Source organism: Paenibacillus shenyangensis, assembly GCF_000346635.1.
In the GTDB taxonomy this organism is placed as follows: Bacteria; Bacillota; Bacilli; order Paenibacillales; family Paenibacillaceae; genus Saccharibacillus; species Saccharibacillus dauci.
Map to the genome: position 1 here is coordinate 195,065 of NZ_AOIG01000010.1, position 24,061 is coordinate 219,125.

A 24,061-nucleotide genomic window follows, 5' to 3' on the forward strand; every position below is an offset into this window, starting at 1 on the left:
GAATACAATTTATGGAGAAAATAGCTATTCATGAGTCACCTGTAATGATACGATATGGCTGCGGGAAATGAGCAAGCATAATAAGGAAACGAGGGAATGTATTTGAAAAAGTTACATGTTCTGCGCAAGTTGTCTTATGGTTCACTGGCTGTACTGATTACCGCTGGAATAGCAGTCTCTCCAGCAGCAGCTTATGCTGCATCGGGGACGTTGTCTTCTCCATACGTGCTCGATCAGCAAAGCCTGCCGGATAAGCTACTCAGTCTGACTACGGGCGAGACGAACGTGATCTCTCCTGACATCAATACCAATTCCAGTCAGCGAACCAATGTAATCGTCCAACTGACTACACAACCGGCTGCGGTTGGGGAATATGCGTCAACGATCGGGCTGGAATCGGTAGCAGCAGAGTCTACAGAGACTAAGGTTAACTCCCAGCAGACTTCGATTATTAATCAGGCACTTGCCAAAGGCATACAATTAAAAGTCAACTATCGCTATAATACGGTGTTGAATGGATTGGAGATTTCTATTCCTGCCAATCAGATTCCGGTACTGGCCCAGCTACCGGGAATCAAGTCCATTTATGATAACAATGCGGTATATCATATTCCGGTCGAAGAAAGACCGCAGTCTGTCGGTCAGGCAACCTATGATCCATCCGCTCTGTCACTGATCGGTGCACAGACAGCATGGGCCAAGGGATTGACGGGGAAAGGGGTAAAAGTCGGTGTTATCGATACAGGACTCGACTATCTGCATCCCGATCTGAAAAAAGTCTATAAAGGTGGCTATGATTCTGTAGACAAGGATCGTGATCCTTATGAAACTCCGCCAATCAGTATTGATCAGGATACATACAAGCTGGGATACCCGGGGAGTCTGCACGGCACCCATGCAGCCGGCATAATTGCAGGTCGCGCCGAGAACAAGACCAGTGAAGTCGTACAAAAAGGAGTAGCCTATGATGTAGATTTGTATGCATACCGCGTCGCTTCACGCAACCCGGCTACCAACAAGGAAAGCGTTAATTCGGCTACACTGATCGATGGAATTGAACATGCAGTCAAAGATGGCATGGACATTATTAATCTCTCTCTAGGAATCAGTACCAACAAAGATGTGAATTCACCTATTTCTACTGCGGTCAACAACGCCGTACTCAGTGGCGCAACAGTCGTGGTGGCTAATGGTAATGATGCCGACTCCGGTCCTTACTACTATTCGGTGAATTCTCCGGCTACTTCGCAGCTGGCTATCTCGGTGGGTGCTTCTTCGATACCGTACCATTTATACCAGGCAACTGTAACAGCTTCGGTCTATGGAGACCAGCCTTCACGTACATCGAATACAGATAAAGGTACGACAGTGCAGAATAATGTGTACGCCAACACATCGACAGGACAGAGCTATCCGCTTAATGTGATGGCATGGCAGCTGAACCGCGAGAATTTTGCAGAGATGATCGGTACTGGCAAGGTAGAGGGAATCTACGCAGGATTAGGAGCGGAAGCGGATTACCAGAATAAAGATGTTACAGGCAAAATCGTTCTCGTATCCCGTGGCAATCTGCAATTTGATGACAAGATCAAAATTGCTGCCAAGCATGGCGCACGTGCGGTAATTATTTTCAACGGTAATGCACAGGCGGCTCACCCCGATGAAGCCGATTTATCAGCGAATATCAGCGGACGTGACGGTTATCTGGGATCGACTGCTTATATTGGAGAAGGATTTGAATATATCCCTGCTTTTGATATGAGTGGGGTGGAAGGACGTGCACTGGCACGCACCGCACTGGTACATCCCGAGCAGCCGATTCAGTTCCGTTTTGACGCCAATTATCCCAAAACCGAAGTAGACGGCGACCGGATGGCAAGCTTCAGTTCGCGTGGTCCGAACCAGGACGGACTATTGGGAATCAAACCAGATATGGCTGCACCTGGTGTGAATATTCGTTCTACCGTGCCAGCATATGGCAAGTATGTTCAGGACGCCTCCTACAGCCAGGCTTACAAGCGTGAGAGCGGTACAAGCATGGCGGCACCGATGGTTGCAGGAATGGCGGCTTTGCTGAAGCAGGAGCATCCGGATTGGACGCCTTTTGATATTCGGGCAGCCTTGGCCAATACTTCGGATCGTCTCACCGATGAGTCCGGCAAAGTCTATGATGTCTATTCCCAGGGAGCAGGACGCGCCAATGTAAGTGCAGCTGTCTATACACCGGCTGTCCTGCAGACAGTAGAGCCAGTTACCATCCTGGACAAGAACTGGAAACGTCAGACGATTACCAATTACAATCCGTCTGCTGGATTCGGTACTGTACCGGCAGGCAGCAGCGAACAGCTGAAAAAGCTTCAATTAAAAAACACCTCTGGTGCAGCAGTTACGTATCAGGCGAGTGTGAATATGCATAATAGCGTAACGTCCGATCCTGCACGACCAATAGCCACACCGGACACCAGCCAGATTCAAGCCCGTCTGCAGGGACTGGGAGCAGGGAATACGATTACTGCGGGCGCTCATGCTGCTTCTGAATTCACATTGGCGCTACAGCCATCTGCAGCGGCAGTGGAGGGTGTATATGAAGGAGAAGTGGTACTGACTGCTGCAGGCTATCCATCTCTGCATTTACCATTTGTTATTCATGTTGGTCAGAATGCTCCGGATATCGGACAGGGTATCCAGGATATCTCGATCAGCAATACAGTGATCCGTATGAACGGCCAAGAGAAGTCAGCAGATATCGGCTTCCGTCTGACTTCTACAGATGCCAATGTGCTGGAACTGAATGCGTATGGTCTGGATGGCAAGTATGCAGGTACACTGGTCCAGCAGGTAAGAGAACCGGTTAATGGAGCGTATCCGATCCATCCGCCGGGATATTATACATTTAATCATATCGATAATATTGCAATGGTACTGACGGCTTCGGGACAGACCGCTTTTCAGGCGCTGCCCAAAGGGGTCTACCAGCTGGAAATCGCAGCTTATAATATTGATGAAACAGGTAACGTCAAACGCAGCTCCACCAAGCGTGCCAATCTGTCCTACCGAATCGATGGTACAGAGACGGATCGTGTCGCTGAGGCCGTACGTCCATTTAACAAAATCCAGACCGGTAACCATACCATCGGTCAACCGGTGCTGATACTGCCGCAGGACGAACGTCTGGTATATAAAATCATCTCCAGCAGTGGCGATAAATATGTTAATGATGCAGGTGTATTGATCAAGTATCCGGCAGGCAGCTACAGTATTGTACGTCTGCAGATCCAGATCAGTTCGGCAGTAGACCCAAGCGTATCCCAGACGGTCAATGCACTGGTAAAAGTGGAAGGAAGCAAAACGAAAACAAAGTAACCCGAATATTCTCGAACCAGTGTCTATCCAAAATGAATAGACATGGTCATACACGTGCAGTAATAATGGAGATCGCATGCTGCGCAAGAGTACAGATTCATTGATAAAGACAATATAAAAACATGCACAATAAAAAGCACACTTGCTCTATAGGACAGTTTCCATTTCTTGTATCAGAGAATGGAGACTGCGCTGGAGCAGGTGTGCTTTTTGGTTGGAGACAGTTAAATGATGCAACTCATCCGAATTGCAATTCCTGGCGCCTATTGAATATCCGATTGATTAATCGGTTACGCCAAGCTGATGGTACAGCAATTGCTGCTGTTTCACCGCTTCATCATATTTGGAATGGTCCGGCTGTTCCAAAATATACGTTAGATCGTCATGGAAATCCTGCAACATATAACCTTCCGGCAGATCTTCGAACAGACTATGGAAATCAGCAGTCGGAAGATTGATCTCTCCTGCAGCCATACGACTGAGCCACTCGATCCAGTCGGACACAGACAGGACGCCAGTCATGCACAGGTCTTCCTGTAGGCTGATAGCATCCTGAAGCCGTTCATAGTTTTCCGGTTCAGCAAAGCGCTGGAACGCGAGCACAGCGACCGTATACAGCGCTTTGGCAGCTTCAGCAGCTTCCCCTTCGAGTGGGTTTTCCAGACGGCTGTAAAAATCGTCCACCGTAATCTGGCTGCCTTCATCGTACAGCAGAGGGACGACAGAGCATTGATGCAGTATGTCTACTAGAGTATCTTCGTTTATTATTCCTTCACTAAACAGTTTTTCCAGATGGTGTGGTGACATAGGAACCTCCATAACATTTATAATCCATCAGCTGTCTTCCGGTTGTATATTGCGACACTACAACAAGAGAAGACAGCTTGGCTTTTTTATAAAATAACCAGTATGGATTATACACTAACTGCTAACAAATAGCATAGGTTTATTGATCCTGTGCGTGAATCAGGATTCGTACCATAACGGAAAAGGCAAAGATTATTAATGAAGCAAAAGGAAAAGGTTCTCTACAGCTCCTAGCTGCCGCTCTGGACTGGATCTCGCTGCTAGGATTGCCACTGCGATCCATAGGGTGAAGGACAGCTGGAGGCAGCCAGGCGAGTACGTATATGCACCAGACAGCCGCAGTGTTTGCAGGTGGTTCCGTACTGCAGGGAAGAGCAGGACATGCACTGGGCAAATCGCTGCTGCTGAATCCCCACATTTGTAAGTTCATCTACTGTTTTCCCTTGTAGTGCTTTCTTCACGAGTCGTTCTATCTTCTCCTCCGAGAGCTGAGGACTGCGATTACAGCCTTTACAGCCCTGTTCTGACCCTGTACGCGTATACTTCATAATTAAGTCCTCAGGCTAGCGTGATAGCGGCTACCGAAGCAGGAGGAAGCTGGAAGCTCAGGGTACCGTCCTCAGAAAGGGATACCTCAAAGGCAGTAGGAGTCACATTTTCCGGCTGTTCAAATGTATTATGTGCATTCAATGCATCGGCTGCCAGGAGTTGACCGGTTACATGGTACGTGTCTTGATCTGCACCTTCGATTTTGCAAGAGAAGGACTCTCCGTCAGCATGACTCAGATTGCAGATGGTCAGATGGATTTTGCCGCTTTGATCACGGGAAGCAGCTGCACTGATTTTGGCGATCGACTGGGCTCCCAGTTTGTATTCAGGGCTTTCATACTGCAGATCCAGGCGTTCACTGTCCTGATGCACCTGGTACATATCAAAGACGTGGTACGTAGGAGTGAGGATCATTCGATCTCCTTCTGTCAGAACCATCGCTTGCAGCACATTGACCATCTGGGCGATATTGGCCATTTTGATCCGATCCGAGAATTTGTAGAACAAGTTCAGATTTACACCAGCCACAAGTGCATCACGCATCGTATTTTGCTGGAACAGGAACCCTGGGTTGGTACCCGGCTCGACGTCGGTCCACATACCCCATTCATCGATGATCAAGCCGACCTTTTTATCCGGATCATATTTATCCATGATGCGTGAGTGCTTCACGATCAGTTCTTCCATATGCAGTGTCAATCGGAGTGTCTGGAACCACTCTTCTACGCTAAAGTCAGTGGCCGATCCTTTGACAGGGAAAAATTCACCGGAAGGGAGTGTGTAGTAGTGAAGGCTGAGTCCATCCATCATATGTGCAGCTTCACGCATTAATACTTCAGTCCAGTGATAATCATCGACATTTGGACCACAGGCGATTTTGTAAATCGTATTATCACCATAATTACGCACATAGGTAGCATAATGCCGGTACAGATCGGCGTAATATTCCGGGCGCATGTTACCGCCGCAACCCCAGTTTTCATTACCTACTCCAAAATAAGTCACTTTCCATGGCTGCTCCTGTCCATTCTGGCGACGCAGATCAGCCATAGGCGACGTTCCGTCCAGCGTCATATATTCGACCCATTGCTGCATCTCGTGAACGGTACCGCTACCTACATTCCCGCTGATATAAGGCTCGGTATCGAGCAGCTCACACAGACGAAGGAACTCATGAGTGCCAAAGTGATTATTTTCTTCAACGCCGCCCCAGTGGTTATTGACCATGCGTGCACGCTGTTCACGCGGGCCTATACCGTCTTTCCAGTGGTATTCATCAGCAAAGCAACCTCCCGGCCAGCGAAGAACCGGAATATGTAATTTTCGAAGCGCTTTCAAAACATCATTGCGAATACCTTCCGTATTGGGAATAGGGGAATCTTCACCAACCCACATGCCTTCATAAATACATCTGCCTAGATGCTCGGCAAACTGTCCATGCAGATAGCGGCTGATCGTACCTTTGCTTTCTTTTGCATTCATATTCATATTAATCATAAATAAATTCCTCCTTAATATGGTTAAATTGCCTTGAAATGCACCTTTATATTAACAGGTAATATAAAATTTGAGAATAACTAGTGATAACGTTTGTATTTTTGTTAACATAAGGATATAGTGGAAAGGTATATATTAATGGTACACACTCGCTAATGGAGGAGCCTGAATATGAATCTGGATATTTCGGATAAATCGCTGCCGGTATACGAAGCCCTGGCCAGCAGTGTACGGCACAAGATCATTCAATTGCTCGCTGAACGACCGATGAATATTCGCGAGCTGGCGGAGGCTGTTGGTCTAACCAGCGCCATCGTCTCCATGCACGTCAAGAAACTCGAAAAAGCAGCTATCATCTCTACCAATATGCAGCCCGGCAAAGGCGGTGTACAGAAAGTGTGTTCTCTTCAGGTTGAAGAAGCGAATATCATTTTCCCGAACAAAATCGAGCATCTTCGCCAGTATCACGAAAGCGAAATCTCGATCGGACACTATACCGACCTTCAGGTCGAACCAACCTGTGGACTGGCTTCGCCGGAGAAGTTTATCGGCCAAGTGGATGATACTCGGTACTTCTTTGATGCCGAACGCTTTCAGGCCAAAATACTTTGGTTCAGCGAGGGATTTATCGAGTACAAAATTCCGAACTTTCTGTTATCTACCGAAAATCCGCTGGAGCTGCTCGTCTCGCTAGAAATTGCTTCTGAGGCGCCGCTTACAGACAACCGTTTTCCTTCGGATATCACCTTCTATCTGAATGATGTCAAACTGGGTACATGGACCAGTCCGGGAGACTTTGGTGACAAGCGCGGTAAGTATAACCCGCAGTGGTGGCCTGATATCGTCAATCAGTATGGACTGCTGAAGCATCTGCAGGTATCACGAGACGGTACGTATATGGATGGTATCCAAATATCGGATATTACGCTAGATCATGTAAATGTACGTGACCGACAGTGGACACTGCGTATCGCTGTAGAGCCTTCGTCCGAACATGTGGGCGGACTGACTTTGTTTGGTCGTGGGTTCGGTAACTACAACCAGGATATCGTATTCCGTCTGTATTATGACAAATTGGTCCATTCCGGCTCTGCATCCAGCGAACTGGAGAAGCAGGTCTGATTGTAAACGCTTTAGATAACAGGCCATAAAAAAAGGGGAGAAACAAATGTTTCTTCCCTTTTTTATGTTCATGCTATCATTATATGGTTGTCGATGCAATTTGTTTTCCCCAGATAGACCAGCCTTGTGCGGTCATGCCGGTAAAGATGATCGTGGAACAGTGTCTCTCCCAATCCCAGGAAGGCAGCAGCTTCACTTCACTGCGCTGCAGCTCACCGGTAGTAGTTGACCACTCCAGAATCAATGTACGTGCATCCTGCATCTGCCAGTGACCTGTCTGACCCTTATGATGCAGACTGCCATCCTCATGAAGTTCCAGAGGTTCCGAAGCAATCTGATCGTTCTCGCTTGGATCCAGCAGGATGGTCTCCCATTGTCCTGTCAATTGCTTGGGTTCCAGATCTTGTTCCTGCTCACCGGCATAACGCTCCGGTGAAACGACCGGCCATCCGTCTGCCGTCCAAAGAATCTTGCGGATATGGAGGTAGGACCAATGCTTGTCCTGCTCACCACGTGCATGATGAACGATGTAGAAAGTACCATCATCATTCAAAACAGAATTATGCCCTGGAGCGATCCAGCCTTCACCTTCTCCGAAGCGATAACCACCCACAATTTTATTGCCGATCTCATGCTGCGGACGATAATCGATATCGGTCAGTACATGACCATGGATATCGGTATAAGGGCCGGTAATATGATCAGCACGAGCTACCCGTACATTGTAATCCTTGAACAGCGAATCATAAGAGACAAATAAATAATACTTTTTAAATTCGGGATGGTACACAATATAAGGACCTTCTATGGCACCATCAACAGTTGCTTTGTCACGGATCGCCAGAAGTGTGCCAAATCCTTCGATGGTAGGCTTACCAGTCTGTTGATCCAGTGGCAAAATATGAATACCACCAAAAAAGGAGCCATAGACCATCCACTGTTGACCTTCCGTATCATTTACTACATGGGGATCAATTGCATTGGGACCGTCGCCTTCCTGTGTACGAACCACACAGCCGCAGTCTGTCCATGGACCTTCCGGAGAATCGCTCTCCATCAGTCCAATCATCGAACGTGTACTGCCAAATGTCGAAGCCGAGTAATACATCCGGTATTTGTCGCCGACTTTCACGACATCGGGTGCCCATAGATTAATCGCCTGCGACCATTCGGTAGCAATTTCCGGAATGCCCGGAAGGGCGTAGCCGACCCATTCCCAGTGAATCAAATCCTGGGAACGGCGTACCATGATGCCTGGAGTCAGCTCGCCGCCCATACGGACGTCGGTGGAATAGATGTAGTAACCCTGATCCGTTTTGAGGATACCCGGATCATGGGCGTTGTTTATGGTCCATTTGGATTCGTCATCCAGAATGGTTGTATCGTAGAGCTTGTCTTCCGGAGGAGAGGTAGGGAATAGAATACTCATCCTTTCACCCCGGAGATTGCTACGGATTCAATGATTTGACGCTGGAAGATCAGGAAGATGATCAAGATAGGCAGCAAGGATACAACAGATGCAGCCATAATCAGCGGATAATCACTTTGAATAGCGTAGCTGGCATTGAAGTTTGCGATAACGAGCTGCAGAGTCTGAATTTCCGGAGAGTTCAGATACAGGATTGGAGGCAGGTAATCATTCCAGATTCCCATAAACCACAGGATCAGCTGCGCAGCAATCGCCGGTTTGATCAGCGGTACGATGATACGTGCATAGATACCAAAGTAGGAAGTACCATCGATTTTGGCTGCTTCAATAATCGCATTTGGAATACTGTACAGATACTGACGCAGGAAGAAGATCATAACTACGTTACCGAATAGACCCGGTACGATCAGCGGCAGCAGGGTATCTACCCATTCCCATCCCGAGAACATAATGAACTGGGAAATCATAACTGCTGGATAGGGAATCATCATCGATGACAGCAGCAGCAGGAAGATCTGGTTTTTCATAGGAAAACGCATTTTGGCAAAAGCAAAAGCGGCCAGACTGGAAGTCAGCGTACCGATCACAGTTACTGTGATGGCTACGATCAGACTGTTGATAATACCACTCATGAGCGGTCCGGCAGTCCAGATCTCAACATATTTGGCAAATTGGAAGTCTTTTGGAATCCATTCTGGTGGAAGGGCGAATACCGCTTCACGGTTTTTGAACGATGTGGAGATCATCCAGAGCAGCGGCAGAATCATAAATACCGCACCTATACATAAAATAATGAAAATAATCGCATTGGTCATTTTTTGCTGCTTGCTGTATACCATCTCTTAACTCACTCCTTCTCTATCGTGATCAATCCATATCGAATGAGGAACGCTCATTCATCTTGAACTGAATCAGAGTAACAATGAAAATGAACAATCCCAGAATAACGGCCATCGCGGAGGCATAACCCATTTGCAGATTCTCAAATGCTTTTTGCCAGATGTAGAATACGACTGTAGCGGAAGAGTACTCCGGTCCGCCTGTAGGTGTCATGATGTTGATTTCCGTAAAGATCTGGGAACCACCAATGATGTTGGTAACAACCAGGAAGAAAGTTACCGGTTTGACCATCGGCCAGGTAATGTGACGGAACATGCTGAAACCACTGGCACCATCCAGTTCAGCCGCTTCATAGTACGTACGGGATACACTTTGCAGGGCAGCCAGGTACAGCAGCATGGAGAAACCAAGGCCTTTCCAGATTGTCATCAGGATGATTGCTGGTTTAACGGTAGCTGTATTAGCCAGCCAGTTAGGACCTTTGATACCGAACAGGCCGAGGAACTGGTTGACGAGACCGTAGTCACCGTTATATGCCCATTGCCACAGGATAGAGATCGCAGCGAGTGAAGAGATAACCGGAACATAATAGATAACACGGAAAGCAGTTGTGCCCGGAATTTTACGGTTAAGTCCCAATGCGAGCAACAGGGATAGCAGAAGCCCGATAGGAATACCGATCATCAGGAAAAATGTATTGTACATGGATGTGTAGAAGAAGTTGTCTGTAAACAATGTCTTATAGTTGTCCAGACCGATAAAGTTCATCTGACCAAGTCCATTCCAGTCGGTAAAAGAGCCGTATACCGAATAAAGAGCCGGATAAAGCGTAAACAGCAAAAAGCCAATGACTGGCGGTAAAATGAACAGGAAGCCATAAATTTTCTCTTTACGATACAGATTGGATCTCTTTTTAACCATGCTCGCATTTCCTTCCTGGTAAATATCAGAAGTTGCTTTCATAAGTTCACCCCTATGTTTCTAAATAGGTATTGCAGCATTGCTACAGTACAGTAATGAAAATGATGTTAGCCTCTCGGAAAGAGCCTGAGAACACTAACATCATTTTCGCTGTTATTACATAACGTTCTTACTGATTCCATTCTGCAGTAGGATGGAGGATATTATTTGCTTTTTTTGCTTTCTTTAGCTTTGTTCTCGGCAGCTACAGCTTGATCGAGCATAGCCTGCATTTTTGGTTGTTCCTGTTTTACAAAATCAGCAACTGCAATTTTGCCGTCAAGTACAGGTTGCAGGTCTGTAAAGAACAGTGCATACCATTCAGCATTGTACGTGTATTGACCTGGCAGTGGTCTGCCGTAGTCGTTCACGATTTGCAGATACTCTTCTTTGTTGGCAGGAGGGTTGGAAGAATCAGCTGCCCATTTCTTCGCCATATCTTGAAGGTTAGGAATTTGTACGCCGGCTTCAACCAGAGATTTTTGTCCGCTTGGTGAAGCAGACAGATACGTTACCAGTTTGGCTGCAAGTTCCGGATTGGCTGTTTTGTTGGATACACCGATACCCAGACTGCCTACCCATGAAGAAGGCTTGCCAGTAGATCCGGCAGGGAACGGAATAACATCATAATCAAATTTCAGTTCGCGTTTGAAAGTACTCAGATCCCATGGAGCGACAGGGAAGAAAGCCAGTTCGCCTCTCATCCAGCGTTGGTACGTATCCAGTGTTTGTGCTTGTTCGATAGCAGGAGTGATTTTGTATTTGTTCTGCATATCTACAAAGAACTGCAATGCTTCAATAAATTTAGGATCATCAATGGTTACTTTGGTATGTGTTTTATCCAGCCAGTCAGCACCATTACTCCATACGAATGGTTGCAATGTCCATTCTGCATTCAGACCGGTACCGAATTGATCCAGTTTGCCATCACCATCTGTATCTTTGGTGAGCTGCTGGTTAACTTTGATAAACTCATCCCAAGTGTAAGGTTTGTCTTTGTCCGGCAGTGGGATGCCTGCTTTTTCGAACATGGTTTTGTTGTATCCGAGTGCGAATGGACCCAGATCTTTTGGCAGACCATACAGGGCACCTTTGCCTACTTCGGTACCGTCATAACGATACATATCCACACCTTGTGGCCACATATTTTTCAGATCTACATCCGGTTTATTCTCGATGTATTTAGTGATATCGAGCAAGATGTTGTTGTTAGTGTAAGCTTTCAGATCAGCAGGGTTGTAGAAAAATACATCCGGTACACTGTTACCGGTAATTGCAGCTTGCAACTTGGCAGCATATTGGTCGGGATTCGTCTGGATCGCTTTGACTTTGATACCTGGATTATCCTGTTCAAATTGCTTTACAACTGCTGTATAAGCTTTGAGTTCATCCGGGCCGCCGCGGAACATAAATGTCAGTTGATTCGGGTCCGAGGATCCTTTACCACCGCAACCTGCGAGTACAAGAGATAACATCATTACAGAAGCTAATACGATTAACCAGCTTTTTTTACCAAACATGGAATGACCTCCTCATAAAATTCGAACCTGTACATGGGTAAAGCTCGTTACCATTCACAATATAGTGGATGGTAACGTATTCATAAAAGGAAAGGATGAGCAGCTTAGGCTTTGCGGAGTCGGATCACATTCCAGGACGTCTTCGCCAGACGGGCAGTCAGAATACCGTCATCCAGCTGGGATTGACCACCATTATGTGGAGCAACCTGTTCATTATCTGCTGTATTTACTGCCTTGAGATTATCATTCTCCAGAACAATATGTTCCTCGATACGATAGCCTTCAAAGGAGCGTACATCACAGTTCAGATCCAGTGAATCAGTCAGGTGGCGATTCAGCGCGAAGATCGTCAGGTGTTCGTTCTCTTCATCATATACAACTGCACTGTCCAGATAAGGAACATCTGTATAATCAGTGGCATCATATACCGGTGAATCGACTACAGGTTTCAAGGAAACACCGCGTCCGTAGACAGAAGCATGCATATAAGGATAGAAGATCGTCTGCTTCCATACCCGTCCACCATCTTCGGTCATGATTGGAGCGATAACGTTGACCAGCTGTGCGAGGCAAGCCATTTTTACACGGTCTGCGCGGCGCAGGAAGGTTAGCAGCATACTGCCGACCAGCAGGGCATCTTCAAAGTTGTATACGTCTTCCAATTGTGGAGGAGCGATACTCCAAGGATCCATTTTACTGTCTGCTTCATTGGAGTGATACCATACATTCCACTCATCAAAGCTTAAGTGCATTGTTTTTTTGCTGCGTTTTTTGGCTTTGACAAAATCACAGGTAGAGATAATTGTATGGATAAAATGATCCATATCCATTGATCTTGCCAGGTAGTTGGCAGGATTATTCTCCTGGTTGCCATAATATTGGTGAAGCGAGATATAATCTACTGCTTCATAAGTATGATCGAGAGTGGTGGCTTCCCACTGAGGGAATGTAGGCATTGCTGTATTGGAGCTTCCGCAAGCTACAAGTTCGATAGAAGAATCGACTTGACGCATGGCTTTGGCTGTTTCCAGTGCCAATTTGCCGTACTCTTCTGCAGTCTTGTGACCAATTTGCCAAGGACCATCCATTTCATTGCCCAGGCACCAGGTTTTGATAGCGTATGGATCTGCATAACCATGCTGCTTGCGCAGATCGCTATAATAGGAACCGCCCGAATGGTTACAGTATTCAACCAGGTTACGAGCCGCATCAATACCGCGCGTACCAAGATTTACAGCCATCGTGACTTCAGAGCCGGCTTGCTTGGCCCACTTCATGAATTCATTTGTACCGACATAGTTTGGTTCGACGGTACGCCAGGCCAATTCCAGACGTTTTGGCCGATCTTCTACAGGGCCAACACCATCTTCCCAATTGTAACCGGATACAAAATTGCCCCCTGGATAACGGATAATAGGAACCTGCAGCTCTTGGATCAATTCTTTGACGTCGCTGCGGAAACCGTTTTCATCAGCAGACGAATGAGAAGGATCATAAATACCGCCATATACTGCTCTGCCCAGATGCTCTATAAAAGAACCGTAAATTCTTTTATCCACTTCAGCAATCCGGAATGCCTTATCAACGATCATTTTGGCTTTCAGATTAGAGTGTGACAACGTGCTTCATCCTTTCCTGACATGCATGTTTATGTCTTCGATGTAATAGCGCTTTTTTTGGGCTTTTATTGAATAAATTTACAATCCGAATGTAGCATACATTTCTTAATCGGTCAACATTAATATTAATAATTAATGTTTTTATTAACATTAATGAAATAGAAAAGTAATTCCTTATTATTATATGTACATTGAGAAAACAAAAGCGCGTAAGGGTTTTTCATGATAATATGTAACCGTATTCATTATTTTTCCTATATATCTCCTTTTAAAAGAATATAGAACTTAAATTAACTATATTATTATTTACCTTTATAAAATTTTGAATAGCATTGTATGTACAAGCTTATCATCTTCATTCCTTAAAAGCACTATGGAACGTACAAGTTATAAAGAGTGGATCATAGCATGAATTTGGCTACAAAATTTTCGTTATCAAAAGCAGGTTATTGAAATATGGAAATAAATACAGCCTCATATTTGTACTATTGCATACAAAAAAAAGCTGTATTCCTGAGACAAGAATAACTTTTACGATGCTTCCTACTATAAAAAGAAGATATAAGATTAAATCCGATTATAAAAATCTTCAACTGCTTGTAAACATAATATATATAATTACATATAAATACTCAGATAAGAACTCAGCTTTATTAATCCAGATTTTTTGCTGCTTCTATTTACAAGGTATTATTCTTTTAGTTATTATAGAATTATAATTATTCTAAGTATAAATATGATATAATGAATTTATCGTAAATTAGTGTAAGCAGTGTGCGTGAAGATATAGATGAAGTTAATGCTTCGTATTATGCTTGTGAATGATAATAAATACAGAAGCGGAAAAACACCAAACAGTGGTTGTCCGCGAACACATATTTCTCAAACGTATATGACTGGATAACGATAACACTCGACCAATAACTGAATAATTGTATCGAAGACGAAAATGAAAATTGTAAAATAAACCGGAAGGTGTGAATGACATTATGATGCTGACGGAACAGGTGGACAGAATCAAAGAGCGTCTGAAGTCTAAAGGCTATAAGCTGACTCCACAGCGTGAGACAACAATCCGGGTACTGCTGGAACATGAAAAAGATCATCTGAGTGCAGAAGAAGTCTTTTTGCTGGTAAAGGAAAGATTCCCGGAGATCGGTATGGCTACTGTTTATCGGGTGCTTGACCTATTGAATGAATTGCAGATCGTACAAAAGGTTAATTTTGGAGATGGAGCAGCGCGATTTGATTTGCGGGCAGCCAACAGTCCCCATTTGCATCATCACTTGATCTGTACGCAATGCGGCAATGTGGAAGAAATTATGGAAGACTGGCTCGTTTCATTGGAAAAACGGGTAGAACGCGAGTTTGGATTTACCGTAACCGATCATCGCTTGGATTTTCAGGGAGTATGTTCTTCCTGTCAGATGAAGGAACGGGAGAAAAACAAAGGCGGCAAGAACTGTCAGGCCGTATCCTGACCGGCAATCCTATCATCTACATTACCGGAAAGATCTTTCCCCGATCTTTCCGGTTTTTGATTGCCTTTTGCTGTCTGTTGAAGTATCAGAACTTGTAGAAACCTGCCGATATATGAGGAAAAGAGAATTCGCAATTATTAGTAATTACAGCACCATCTTGCAGTTTTTTTCTGTATACGGGTGAGGTGTGTTCATAAAATTTCAATTCTGCAAAAATCACGCTTCTATTTTTAAAGAAGCGGGTAAGTAATAAAACATGGATGAACCGATGAATGCAGCAGTCAAAGCGCACTCAGGTTCATTTTTGTATAGACTTATCCAGCAGGTTCTGCAGAAAACCGACTGCGGGACGGGATTCATGATTGGCCTCCGAAAAACGAATTTCCGGGCACTGGAATTTCTATTTCGTGAGGAGACTTTCTTTTACCTTATAAATCGCATCAAAGCAGGAAATCATCCGCACTTTTTCACTCAGGTATAATTGACAGTTATCCGGCTTCCGCATTAACATAGGTGTATTGCCTATATGGGCAAAAACGGATAGAAGGTGACTGTAATTGCAACAGCAATATCGACCAACAAGAGCTGAAATTAACCTAGATGCGCTGCATGCCAATTATGAGGCTTTCCGTCACAATTTGCCGGATGCTACAAAGCTGCTATTATGTGTAAAAGCGAACGCTTATGGACATGGAGCAGTCGAAGTATCTCGGGAACTGGAGAGACTTGGCGCGGATTACCTGAGTGTTGCGTTTTTGGATGAAGCGATTGAGCTGCGTCAGCATGGTGTGCATCTGCCCATTCTTGTACTGGGTTATACCGGTCCGGAAGCGGTAGAAGCGGCTTATGAATTCGACGTTACTTTAAATGTATTTACGGAAGAAGTGCTTGAGGCCATTGCCCAATTGCCAATAGATCCTTCCGGACGCAAACTCAAAGCTCATATCAAAATTGATAGTGGAATGGGAAGACTCGGACTTTTTCCGGAAAATGCTCCTGAATTTATCGTAAAAGCATTTCAGGTGCCCATTCTGGAAATAGAAGGTATGTTCACCCATTTTGCCAAGGCGGATGAGCACGACAAAAGTTATACACTGATGCAATATGAAAGGTTCCAACAGGTGGACCGGGAACTGCGGAGACTGGGTTATACTATCCCTATTATACATACGGGGAACAGTGCCGCTGCTATTGATACTCCCGAGTTGTCGCCACAGATGATTCGGGTTGGTATTGCACTGTATGGGCTGTATCCTTCGACTGAAGTGAACAAGCAGGTGATAGACCTGACACCGGTTATGACCGTCAAAACCGCTGTATCCTATTTGAAGACACTGCCTGCCGGATCGGGAGTTAGCTATGGTACCCATTATTTTACGGGTGATCATGAAAGAGTAGCTACTCTTCCGGTAGGTTATGCAGATGGATATTCGCGTATGTTAAGCGGAAAAGCACAGGTGCTGATTCGCGGTCATCGTGTCCCCGTGATTGGAACAATCTGTATGGATCAGTGCATGGTATCACTCAAATCTTTTGCGGAGAACGCAGAAGAAATCCAAATCGGCGAAGAGGTTGTCCTAATCGGTCGCCAGCAGGAACAAATGATTACTGCTGACGATCTTGCTTCGGCGCTGGGAACCATCAATTATGAAATCATTTGCATGCTTGCATCCAGAGTACCACGTGTCTATTACCAAAATGGTAATATCCTGAGCCGCTGGAATCCTTTACTTAATACGTAAAAAATTACTATTCAAGCAGAAGGAAACCGGAATTTTGAGGCGAATCTTACATATTGTGATGAAAAGTCTGTACGCGCGCCCATATTGTGGTTTATAATGATGGCAGCAAAGTTGCCTCACGCAATGTGCGTGTGGCGCAGACCAGAAACTTGGATTCGCGTATGTAATAATGCCGTAAAATCAGCTAAGGGGTATGGCTGGAAAAGGTTTTGGGGGTGCTGGACAGTTGGACAACATGCAAAATGTGCAAGGGATTATGGTCCATTTACCGGATCAGCTTTTGCAGGAGATGGATGGGATCGCAGCTTTGGAGAATTCCGACCGTAACGAGTTAATCAGAAAAGCCATGAAAGGGTATCTTACCGAGCGCAAAAAGCGGCATGTCCGCGAGGCAATGCAACGTGGATACATGGAAATGGCCAAGATTAATCTCAGAATCGCTTGTGAAGCTTTTTATGCGGAGGAAGAGGCGGATATCACTCTGGACCGCTTAGTTAGCGGGGTGTAGACATTGATCGTAAAGCGCGGCGATGTATTTTTTGCAGATTTATCGCCCGTCGTCGGTTCCGAACAGGGTGGCGTAAGGCCGGTTTTGGTAATCCAGAACGACATTGGTAATCGCTTCAGTCCGACGGTCATTGTGGCGGCAATTACGGCACAGATCCAGAAGGCCAAATTGCCGACGCACGTGGAAATTGACGCTAAGTCCCACGGGTTTGACAGGGATTCCGTCATTTTATTAGAGCAGATTCGTACCATTGACAAGCAGCGTTTAACTGACAAAATCACACATCTGGATGAAGAGACCATGCGTCGTGTGCATGACTCGCTCCAGATTAGCCTGGGCCTGGTAGATTTCTAGGCTTGTGGTGAGCAAGGGGACCCGGTGAATGCACCGGGTTTTTTGCATGTTTAGGCCCTTTTACTTCGTGATACCAGGTGGAAATCAGGCTTATTGTCTGAGATAATATATGTACGATGACAGGATTCTTCCTGCGGGAAGAGCGGAAAGAGGGATAAGATTGGCTGAACAAAAATTGATTACCGAAGAACAGGCGAAAGCCAGTGAGCAGCAGATCCGCGAACGGATCGTTAAGCAAATTGCCGGAGAACTGCAAATTTCACTCAAACAAATTCGCACAACCATTGATCTATTGGCAGAAGGAAATACAATTCCTTTTATTGCCCGTTACCGTAAGGAAATGACTGGCGAGCTGGATGAGAACCAGCTGCGTGATATTGAAGAACGTCACCAGTATCTTCGCAATCTGCAGGATCGCAAGGATGAAGTATTACGTATTATCAGCGAGCAGGATAAGCTGACCAGCGAACTGGCAGCATCCATTCAGAATGCAGCCAAGTTGCAGGAAGTAGAAGATTTGTACCGTCCATATCGCCAAAAGCGCAAAACACGCGCGAGTGTAGCCAAGGAAAAAGGTCTGGAGCCGCTGGCAGAGTGGATTATGAGCCAGCCCAAGCAGCCCGAAGCGCTAGTAGAGGCAGCTCGCTCTATTGATGCAGAGAAAGGCGTGGAAGACGCTTCTCAGGCGCTGCAGGGAGCTATGGATATCCTGGCCGAGAATATCTCGGACGATGCTTCGCTTCGTACATGGATCAGACGCTACACCCTGGATCACGGTATGCTCGTGACCGAAGCCAAAAAGGCGGACGAAGAATCCGTATACGAAATGTACTATAGCTACCGCGAACTCGCCAAAAAGATGCCTCCGCATCGTATTCTGGCGATTAACCGTGGCGAGCGGGAAAATATCCTCAAAGTGCAGCTGGAAGTGGCACCGGAGCCGGTATATCGTTATATGGATAAGCAATTGATCAAGGGACCTTCTGCAGTACAAGATATTCTCGGCACTGTAATTGAAGATGCCTATAAGCGTCTGATTGCTCCTTCTATTGAGCGTGAAGTGCGGGCAGAACTGACGGAAAAAGGTGATAACCAGGCGATTTCTATTTTTGCCGGTAATCTGCGCAATCTGCTGCTGCAGGCTCCAATCAAGGAAACACGTGTACTCGGTGTCGATCCGGCTTATCGTACAGGATGCAAGCTGGCTGCGGTAGATGAGACAGGCAAGCTGCTGGAAGTAGCGGTTACCTATCCGACACCGCCTGTTAACAAAAAACGTGAAGCAGCCGAGACCATTCGCCGTATGATCGCTGAGCATCATATTGAACTGATTGTAATCGGTAATGGTACAGCTTCCCGGGAGACCGAGCAGTTTATTGCCGAATTAATTCAGGAGATCGAAGACCGCAAACTGGCTTATCTGATTGTCAGCGAAGCCGGAGCAAGTGTATATTCTGCTTCCAAGCTCGCTCAGGAAGAGTTCCCGGATCTGGATGTAGCACAGCGTAGCGCTGCTTCTATCGCCCGCCGTATACAGGATCCATTGGCGGAACTGGTCAAAATTGATCCAAAAGCGATTGGTGTAGGTCAGTACCAGCATGATGTATCCCAGAAGCATCTGGAAACCAGCCTCAAAGGCGTCGTCGAATCGGCGGTTAACCATGTAGGTGTAGATGTGAATACGGCATCGCCATCGCTGCTGTCCTATGTTGCTGGTGTTAATGCAACCATTGCCAAGAATATTGTAAAATACCGCGAAGAAAACGGTCGCTTCATGAGCCGCAAGCAACTGCAAAAAGTACCTCGTCTTGGTGCCAAAACATTGCAGCAGTGCGTAGGCTTCCTGCGAATCAAAGGTGGAGAGAACCCACTTGATTACACTGGTATTCACCCGGAGTCTTACGATGCAACGAACAAACTGCTCAAATCACTGAATATCAAGCCTGAGCAGCTGGGCAGTCCCGAAGCAGTAGCTGCACTGGCCAATGTGAATATGGAGGAGGCAGCTGCGTCTCTGGAAATCGGTGTGCCGACCCTGCGCGATATTATGGATAGTCTACAGCGCCCAGGCCGCGATCCGCGTGATGAACTGCCACTGCCAATTTTCCGTACCGATGTACTCAAGATCGAAGACCTGACACCTGGTATGGAGCTGCAGGGTACCGTTCGTAACGTTATCGACTTTGGTGCTTTTGTAGACATCGGTATCAAAAATGACGGGCTCGTGCATATTTCCCAACTGAGTGAGCAGTTTGTCAAACATCCGATGGATGTCGTATCGGTTGGTGACAATGTTACCGTCTGGGTAATGAATGTAGATGTCAAAAAAGGCAGAGTGGGTCTGACCATGCGTCCATCATCTGCTAATCAGGCAAGTGCTCAGTAAGTATCAAGCAAGCGAATGATGATCTATTTTGTAGAGTTAAAGATGAATTACAGATGTGCAGAAATTGCAGCAATTGTATGATCCATACCTGCTCTGCAGATCCAATACGGATTTAACAGATATTCATAATAAAAAGGCAGTATGCGATAATACGCATACTGCCTTTTTTGATAGAACCATAGATCATATTCCATTTAGAACCTATAGGACGAGTTCATCAGACGTAAAGGTCTGATTACAGCTGCGCTTCCTCGTATTCTTCATACCACTGCTCCAATTGTGCCTGCAGGGCGCGAATCTCGGTCAGCAGGGAGATTAAGGGGTACTGGTCTTCCTGGAGGACCGCAAAAGATTGTTCCAACTCATTAATATACGTCAAGCCATTCAGCAAGGAGGCTTCCGGACGAAGCAATTCCAGATGATCACATTCTGCTACAGCACGGGGCAGGGACGGGACATGATCGGCCGTGAGTTTGCTGATTTCCTTATGCAGTCGTAAATTAAGTGCGCTGAGCTGGTAAGCATACTCGGCAGGCATTTCTACATACTGCAGTTGATCCTGGTGCTGCAAAATGACGTAGCGCATATCGGTTGTTGTCATTCAATATTCTCCCTTGGAATAAAGTATCCGCAGACTGGACGTAGACCATTCCGGTATGCGGTATGTAAAATTGTAAAAATCAGAACAAGTACTTGAAGTGTATCGCATAACAAAGTTAAAATTCAAGAGAAGACTGCAGCAATATCAACCTGCTGCTATCCAGAAGCATACGAGCAATCAGCAACAACCACAACACAAAGGAGTATACCGGGATTCATGACGAACGACGAACTACAGGTCTGGGTGGAACAGTTGTCACTGCAGCATTTTGAACGTCCTTTTTTGCATCAGGCAGTATTTAATGCCAGATTGCGTACAACCGGAGGGCGCTACTTTTTGAAAAGTCATCATATCGAGATCAATCCGCATCAGCTCCAGGCCTTTGGCAGGGACGAAGTAGAGAAAATCATCAAGCATGAGCTGTGTCATTACCATCTGCACATACAGGGACTCGGATACCAGCATCGTGATCCGGAGTTTAAGTACTGGTTGCGCCGAGTAGGCGGAGGACGTTACTGTCAGATTCCTCCTGAAATGATGGGGATCAAACGAAAAGAATTATATCGTTATCGGCTGGTCTGCCGGGAATGTACTACTCAATATTTACGTAAAAGACGGATGAATCCCGATCGCTACCGATGTGGCAAATGCGGAGGAAAATTGAAGTTGGAAGTGCTTGACTTACCTCGGGAATCATGGTAAATTAATTTTTGTATTCAATATTGTTCCCTGATAGCTCAGTTGGTAGAGCACTCGACTGTTAATCGAGTTGTCACAGGTTCGAGTCCTGTTCGGGGAGCCATTTCTTGGAGAGATACCCAAGTGGCTATAAGGGGACCCTCTGCTAAGGGGTTAGACTGCGTCAGCGGTGCGAGGGTTCGAATCCCTCTCTCTCCGCCATATGATTTTTAGTGTGGTATACATATTAGCTATTAAAAGAGTCAGCATATGCTGGCTCTTTTTTTATATTAGCCGGTTGAATATATAGATCGACCCTGTGAAAAGTTGAAAAATACAATAATGTATAACCAAAAAATATACTCAGTCATAGAATCTTGCTTCCTATACTTTTGGATATACGGTTAGATTTTTAAGATTCAATGAAAACAAAAAAGACTCTTTCTGCTGCAGAAAGAGTCTTTTTTAATCAATATAAAATACATATCCAGGTTAAAAGAATGAACAGTTTACAAAGGCACATTCATTCCCAGTGCCCGGTAAATGGCATGAGCAACACCATCTTCTTCATTGGTACGGGTAACTTCATCGGCAATCGCTTGTACTTCTGGTTCGGCATTTCCCATTGCGACACCTTTGCCGGCCATGGTGATCATGGAAACATCATTAAAATTATCGCCAATCGCCATTGTCTGTTCCATAGGAATACCATAATGTGCAGCCAGATGTTTGAGAGCATTTCCTTTGGAAGCTTCTTTGTGCTCCAACTCGAAATTATGACTGCCGGAGACGACCATGGTCATATCATCACGCTCTGCAAAATGGAGTCGACCCGCTTCCAGCTTGTCTGGATCAAGGGAGAGAGCCAGTATATTATAGAAATCTGCTGTATCCGGAATATCATGGTAGGTAGATACACGAACCATTTGTACTTTGGCACCATGAGATTGCATCGCTTCCAGCATTTTGATCAGGGTCGGATCGGGATTGGTACTGAGCAGCCGATCCACTTCTACTGCGAGACGCTGATGACCATTGCTAATCGTATAGATTCCTTTGCTGGTGTGCGCCTGATAGTAATACTCACCGTTCTCTAGCCATTCCAGTACTTCCATGGCCTGCTGACGTTCCAGAGGAAGGGAATAGAGGTGTACAGCCTCCTCATCATGTATGACAGAGCCGTTGGAAGAGATTACTGGAGTAACCAGCCCGGTAGGCTGAAGAATCTCACGTACATTGTGATGAGCGCGTCCGGTAGCGATACTGACAATGATTCCTTCCTGTTGGGCAGCGCGGATTGCGGCAGCATTTACTTCATTTATATAACTATGTCCGCTTAATAATGTTCCATCCAGATCAATTGCAATCAATTTGATACTCATATACTCAGCTCCTTGGGTTGGGGGTGACCGGCAATCCATAGTTCAACTTCATGCTGTTTTAGCAGTTCTGTCATTTCGGTATTAGGTGCCTGGTCTGTAATAATCAGATCAATTTCCGACAAATCAGCAAATTTATAAAATAATTCCCGTCCGAACTTGGAGTGATCGGCCAGAATAACCACCATTTCAGCCTGCTGCATCATCTTATGCTTGATTCGGCCTTCTTCTACCGTCAGAGAAGTCAATCCTTTGGCGGAAATACTGCCAATTCCGATAAATGCTCGCTCTGCAAAATAGTGGGAAAGGGTCTCAATGGCTCCAGATCCATATACATAACGGTGCTGTGTTTGTAGCTGTCCACCAAGCAGATGAATAATCATGTCTTCTTTATCCGACAGGATGTCTGCCTGATTGATAGAATTGGTAATTACTGTGCAGCGTGTAGCTTCAACAAACTCGGCGCAGGCTTGTACAGTAGTAGAAGAATCCAGAATAATTCGCTCGCCATCCCGAATCAGTGTAGCTGCGAGCTGACCAATCTGTTTTTTTTCGGAAGAGACTGTATTTAGACGGTCATTATAGCTGGGGATGGTCAATTTGGCAGTAGATAGCAACGCACCGCCGCGTGTTCGAATAATGGAATTTTGCTCTTCCAGGCGAACGAGATCTCTTCGTGCTGTATCACGTGACACATTAAAAAGACTACAGATTTCTTCGATATTGATGCGCTGATGAGTGTCAAGGTATTTAAGGATATGAAGCATACGTTCTTCTTGATACATGTGTAGAGTCTCCTTACTCGGAAGTGGGTAAATGAAGAGGAGGCTATTGAGTAAAATAGCCTATATAAGACAAAATCTGCCTGTAGATAAGTTTATATAAGTAATTATAAGTATTAATAATCTTTATTACAAGTAAAATACTTATTTGAGTAGTAGAGGATTCATTCAAAATTTATTTTCAAAAAATGCTTGCAATCTAACTTTAGAATTGGTATACTCATTTTTGTTGTTAAGAAATTAAGGCCCGTTGGTCAAGGGGTTAAGACACCTCCCTTTCACGGAGGTAACAGGGGTTCGAATCCCCTACGGGTCATCCTCTTTTATAGTAAGAGCCATTAGCTCAGTTGGTAGAGCACCTGACTTTTAATCAGGGTGTCGAAGGTTCGAGTCCTTCATGGCTCACCATTTATATTTTGTCTGTGCGGTCGTGGTGGAATGGCA

At 45.5% G+C, this 24,061-nt stretch carries 20 protein-coding genes and 4 tRNA genes; 13 read left to right on the forward strand and 11 right to left on the reverse strand.

Going from position 1 to position 24,061, the window contains the following annotated elements; translation table 11 throughout:
* Window positions 1-96 precede the first annotated feature (96 nt).
* The gene (locus H065_RS0109795; protein WP_017812875.1) at window positions 97-3,363 is read left to right on the forward strand and encodes a S8 family serine peptidase; all 3,267 of its coding nucleotides are present in this window, start codon (window positions 97-99) and stop codon (window positions 3,361-3,363) included.
* Window positions 3,364-3,645: 282 nt separating this feature from the next.
* On the opposite strand, the gene H065_RS0109800 is transcribed toward H065_RS0109795, so the two are convergent.
* The 3 genes from H065_RS0109800 to H065_RS0109810 form a co-directional block, all read right to left on the reverse strand.
* On the reverse strand, window positions 3,646-4,170 hold the full coding sequence (locus H065_RS0109800; RefSeq protein WP_017812876.1) for a hypothetical protein: 525 nt from the start codon (window positions 4,168-4,170) through the stop codon (window positions 3,646-3,648).
* A 260-nt stretch (window positions 4,171-4,430) separates the two neighbouring features.
* On the reverse strand, window positions 4,431-4,718 hold the full coding sequence (locus tag H065_RS27690; protein WP_026136138.1) for a hypothetical protein: 288 nt from the start codon (window positions 4,716-4,718) through the stop codon (window positions 4,431-4,433).
* Window positions 4,719-4,728: 10 nt separating this feature from the next.
* A complete protein-coding gene (locus H065_RS0109810; protein ID WP_017812878.1) occupies window positions 4,729-6,216 on the reverse strand; it encodes an alpha-N-arabinofuranosidase in 1,488 nt (495 codons plus the stop codon).
* A 171-nt stretch (window positions 6,217-6,387) separates the two neighbouring features.
* On the opposite strand from H065_RS0109810, the gene H065_RS0109815 reads away from it, so the two are divergent.
* Window positions 6,388-7,338, forward strand: coding sequence for an ArsR/SmtB family transcription factor (locus H065_RS0109815; RefSeq protein ID WP_017812879.1), 951 nt, complete (start codon window positions 6,388-6,390; stop codon window positions 7,336-7,338).
* A 79-nt stretch (window positions 7,339-7,417) separates the two neighbouring features.
* Here the strand turns inward: H065_RS0109815 and H065_RS0109820 are convergent, their stop codons facing one another.
* The 5 genes from H065_RS0109820 to arfA all read right to left on the reverse strand — a co-directional run bounded on the left by H065_RS0109820 (window position 7,418) and on the right by arfA (window position 13,679).
* On the reverse strand, window positions 7,418-8,767 hold the full coding sequence (locus H065_RS0109820) for an arabinan endo-1,5-alpha-L-arabinosidase (RefSeq protein WP_017812880.1): 1,350 nt from the start codon (window positions 8,765-8,767) through the stop codon (window positions 7,418-7,420).
* The gene (locus tag H065_RS0109825; RefSeq protein ID WP_017812881.1) at window positions 8,764-9,606 is read right to left on the reverse strand and encodes a carbohydrate ABC transporter permease; all 843 of its coding nucleotides are present in this window, start codon (window positions 9,604-9,606) and stop codon (window positions 8,764-8,766) included. Before H065_RS0109825 ends, H065_RS0109820 begins: the two co-directional genes overlap by 4 nt.
* A gap of 28 nt (window positions 9,607-9,634) precedes the next feature.
* Window positions 9,635-10,570 carry a carbohydrate ABC transporter permease gene (locus H065_RS0109830; RefSeq protein WP_017812882.1) on the reverse strand — a complete coding sequence of 312 codons (936 nt, stop codon included), beginning with the start codon at window positions 10,568-10,570 and terminating at the stop codon, window positions 9,635-9,637.
* Window positions 10,571-10,731: 161 nt separating this feature from the next.
* Window positions 10,732-12,087, reverse strand: a complete 1,356-nt coding sequence (locus H065_RS0109835; protein WP_017812883.1) for an ABC transporter substrate-binding protein — start codon at window positions 12,085-12,087, stop codon at window positions 10,732-10,734.
* 104 nt (window positions 12,088-12,191) lie between these two features.
* A complete protein-coding gene (arfA, locus tag H065_RS0109840) occupies window positions 12,192-13,679 on the reverse strand; it encodes an arabinosylfuranosidase ArfA (RefSeq protein WP_036629740.1) in 1,488 nt (495 codons plus the stop codon).
* A 1,016-nt stretch (window positions 13,680-14,695) separates the two neighbouring features.
* Here arfA and fur point away from each other — a divergent pair.
* The 6 genes from fur to H065_RS0109870 all read left to right on the forward strand — a co-directional run bounded on the left by fur (window position 14,696) and on the right by H065_RS0109870 (window position 20,177).
* On the forward strand, window positions 14,696-15,187 hold the full coding sequence (gene fur, locus H065_RS0109845; RefSeq protein ID WP_017812885.1) for a ferric iron uptake transcriptional regulator: 492 nt from the start codon (window positions 14,696-14,698) through the stop codon (window positions 15,185-15,187).
* Window positions 15,188-15,443: 256 nt separating this feature from the next.
* Entirely contained in the window at window positions 15,444-15,668 is a 225-nt protein-coding gene (locus tag H065_RS28190; protein WP_017812886.1) for a hypothetical protein, read from the forward strand.
* 76 nt (window positions 15,669-15,744) lie between these two features.
* Entirely contained in the window at window positions 15,745-16,929 is a 1,185-nt protein-coding gene (alr, locus tag H065_RS0109855) for an alanine racemase (RefSeq protein WP_017812887.1), read from the forward strand.
* Between the two features lie 226 nt (window positions 16,930-17,155).
* On the forward strand, window positions 17,156-17,437 hold the full coding sequence (locus H065_RS0109860; protein ID WP_026136141.1) for a CopG family ribbon-helix-helix protein: 282 nt from the start codon (window positions 17,156-17,158) through the stop codon (window positions 17,435-17,437).
* Between the two features lie 3 nt (window positions 17,438-17,440).
* Window positions 17,441-17,791 carry a type II toxin-antitoxin system PemK/MazF family toxin gene (locus H065_RS0109865; protein WP_017812889.1) on the forward strand — a complete coding sequence of 117 codons (351 nt, stop codon included), beginning with the start codon at window positions 17,441-17,443 and terminating at the stop codon, window positions 17,789-17,791.
* Window positions 17,792-17,951: 160 nt separating this feature from the next.
* Window positions 17,952-20,177, forward strand: coding sequence for a Tex family protein (locus tag H065_RS0109870; RefSeq protein ID WP_017812890.1), 2,226 nt, complete (start codon window positions 17,952-17,954; stop codon window positions 20,175-20,177).
* A 235-nt stretch (window positions 20,178-20,412) separates the two neighbouring features.
* Here the strand turns inward: H065_RS0109870 and H065_RS0109875 are convergent, their stop codons facing one another.
* Window positions 20,413-20,778 carry a hypothetical protein gene (locus tag H065_RS0109875; protein WP_017812891.1) on the reverse strand — a complete coding sequence of 122 codons (366 nt, stop codon included), beginning with the start codon at window positions 20,776-20,778 and terminating at the stop codon, window positions 20,413-20,415.
* A gap of 216 nt (window positions 20,779-20,994) precedes the next feature.
* On the opposite strand from H065_RS0109875, the gene H065_RS0109880 reads away from it, so the two are divergent.
* The 3 genes from H065_RS0109880 (at window position 20,995) to H065_RS0109890 (ending at window position 21,678) form a co-directional block, all read left to right on the forward strand.
* The gene (locus H065_RS0109880) at window positions 20,995-21,480 is read left to right on the forward strand and encodes a SprT family protein (protein WP_017812892.1); all 486 of its coding nucleotides are present in this window, start codon (window positions 20,995-20,997) and stop codon (window positions 21,478-21,480) included.
* Window positions 21,481-21,504: 24 nt separating this feature from the next.
* Window positions 21,505-21,580, forward strand: a tRNA-Asn gene (locus tag H065_RS0109885).
* Window positions 21,581-21,586: 6 nt separating this feature from the next.
* Window positions 21,587-21,678 (forward strand) — tRNA-Ser (locus tag H065_RS0109890).
* A 287-nt stretch (window positions 21,679-21,965) separates the two neighbouring features.
* Here the strand turns inward: H065_RS0109890 and H065_RS0109895 are convergent.
* Together H065_RS0109895 and H065_RS0109900 are read right to left on the reverse strand one after the other, a co-directional pair.
* Entirely contained in the window at window positions 21,966-22,838 is an 873-nt protein-coding gene (locus H065_RS0109895; RefSeq protein WP_017812893.1) for a Cof-type HAD-IIB family hydrolase, read from the reverse strand.
* Window positions 22,835-23,620, reverse strand: coding sequence for a DeoR/GlpR family DNA-binding transcription regulator (locus H065_RS0109900; protein WP_017812894.1), 786 nt, complete (start codon window positions 23,618-23,620; stop codon window positions 22,835-22,837). Before H065_RS0109900 ends, H065_RS0109895 begins: the two co-directional genes overlap by 4 nt.
* A gap of 241 nt (window positions 23,621-23,861) precedes the next feature.
* Here H065_RS0109900 and H065_RS0109905 point away from each other — a divergent pair.
* Both H065_RS0109905 and H065_RS0109910 read left to right on the forward strand, forming a co-directional pair.
* A tRNA-Glu gene (locus H065_RS0109905) sits at window positions 23,862-23,933 on the forward strand.
* A 16-nt stretch (window positions 23,934-23,949) separates the two neighbouring features.
* A tRNA-Lys gene (locus H065_RS0109910) sits at window positions 23,950-24,025 on the forward strand.
* The last annotated feature ends 36 nt before the right edge of the window (window positions 24,026-24,061 follow it).

Excerpts from the sequence above, each read along its gene's own strand:
- H065_RS0109830 (WP_017812882.1), bottom strand. The coding sequence starts at position 10,570 with ATGAAAGCAACTTCTGATATTTACCAGGAAGGAAATGCGAGCATGGTT.
- H065_RS0109820 (WP_017812880.1), bottom strand. The coding sequence starts at position 8,767 with ATGAGTATTCTATTCCCTACCTCTCCTCCGGAAGACAAGCTCTACGAT.
- H065_RS0109895 (WP_017812893.1), bottom strand. The coding sequence starts at position 22,838 with ATGAGTATCAAATTGATTGCAATTGATCTGGATGGAACATTATTAAGC.
- H065_RS0109810 (WP_017812878.1), bottom strand. The coding sequence starts at position 6,216 with ATGATTAATATGAATATGAATGCAAAAGAAAGCAAAGGTACGATCAGC.
- H065_RS0109825 (WP_017812881.1), bottom strand. The coding sequence starts at position 9,606 with ATGGTATACAGCAAGCAGCAAAAAATGACCAATGCGATTATTTTCATT.
- H065_RS0109800 (WP_017812876.1), bottom strand. The coding sequence starts at position 4,170 with ATGTCACCACACCATCTGGAAAAACTGTTTAGTGAAGGAATAATAAAC.
- H065_RS0109835 (WP_017812883.1), bottom strand. The coding sequence starts at position 12,087 with ATGTTTGGTAAAAAAAGCTGGTTAATCGTATTAGCTTCTGTAATGATG.
- H065_RS0109880 (WP_017812892.1), top strand. The coding sequence starts at position 20,995 with ATGACGAACGACGAACTACAGGTCTGGGTGGAACAGTTGTCACTGCAG.
- arfA (WP_036629740.1), bottom strand. The coding sequence starts at position 13,679 with ATGATCGTTGATAAGGCATTCCGGATTGCTGAAGTGGATAAAAGAATT.
- H065_RS0109815 (WP_017812879.1), top strand. The coding sequence starts at position 6,388 with ATGAATCTGGATATTTCGGATAAATCGCTGCCGGTATACGAAGCCCTG.
- fur (WP_017812885.1), top strand. The coding sequence starts at position 14,696 with ATGATGCTGACGGAACAGGTGGACAGAATCAAAGAGCGTCTGAAGTCT.
- H065_RS28190 (WP_017812886.1), top strand. The coding sequence starts at position 15,444 with ATGGATGAACCGATGAATGCAGCAGTCAAAGCGCACTCAGGTTCATTT.
- H065_RS27690 (WP_026136138.1), bottom strand. The coding sequence starts at position 4,718 with ATGAAGTATACGCGTACAGGGTCAGAACAGGGCTGTAAAGGCTGTAAT.
- H065_RS0109795 (WP_017812875.1), top strand. The coding sequence starts at position 97 with ATGTATTTGAAAAAGTTACATGTTCTGCGCAAGTTGTCTTATGGTTCA.
- H065_RS0109900 (WP_017812894.1), bottom strand. The coding sequence starts at position 23,620 with ATGTATCAAGAAGAACGTATGCTTCATATCCTTAAATACCTTGACACT.
- H065_RS0109875 (WP_017812891.1), bottom strand. The coding sequence starts at position 20,778 with ATGACAACAACCGATATGCGCTACGTCATTTTGCAGCACCAGGATCAA.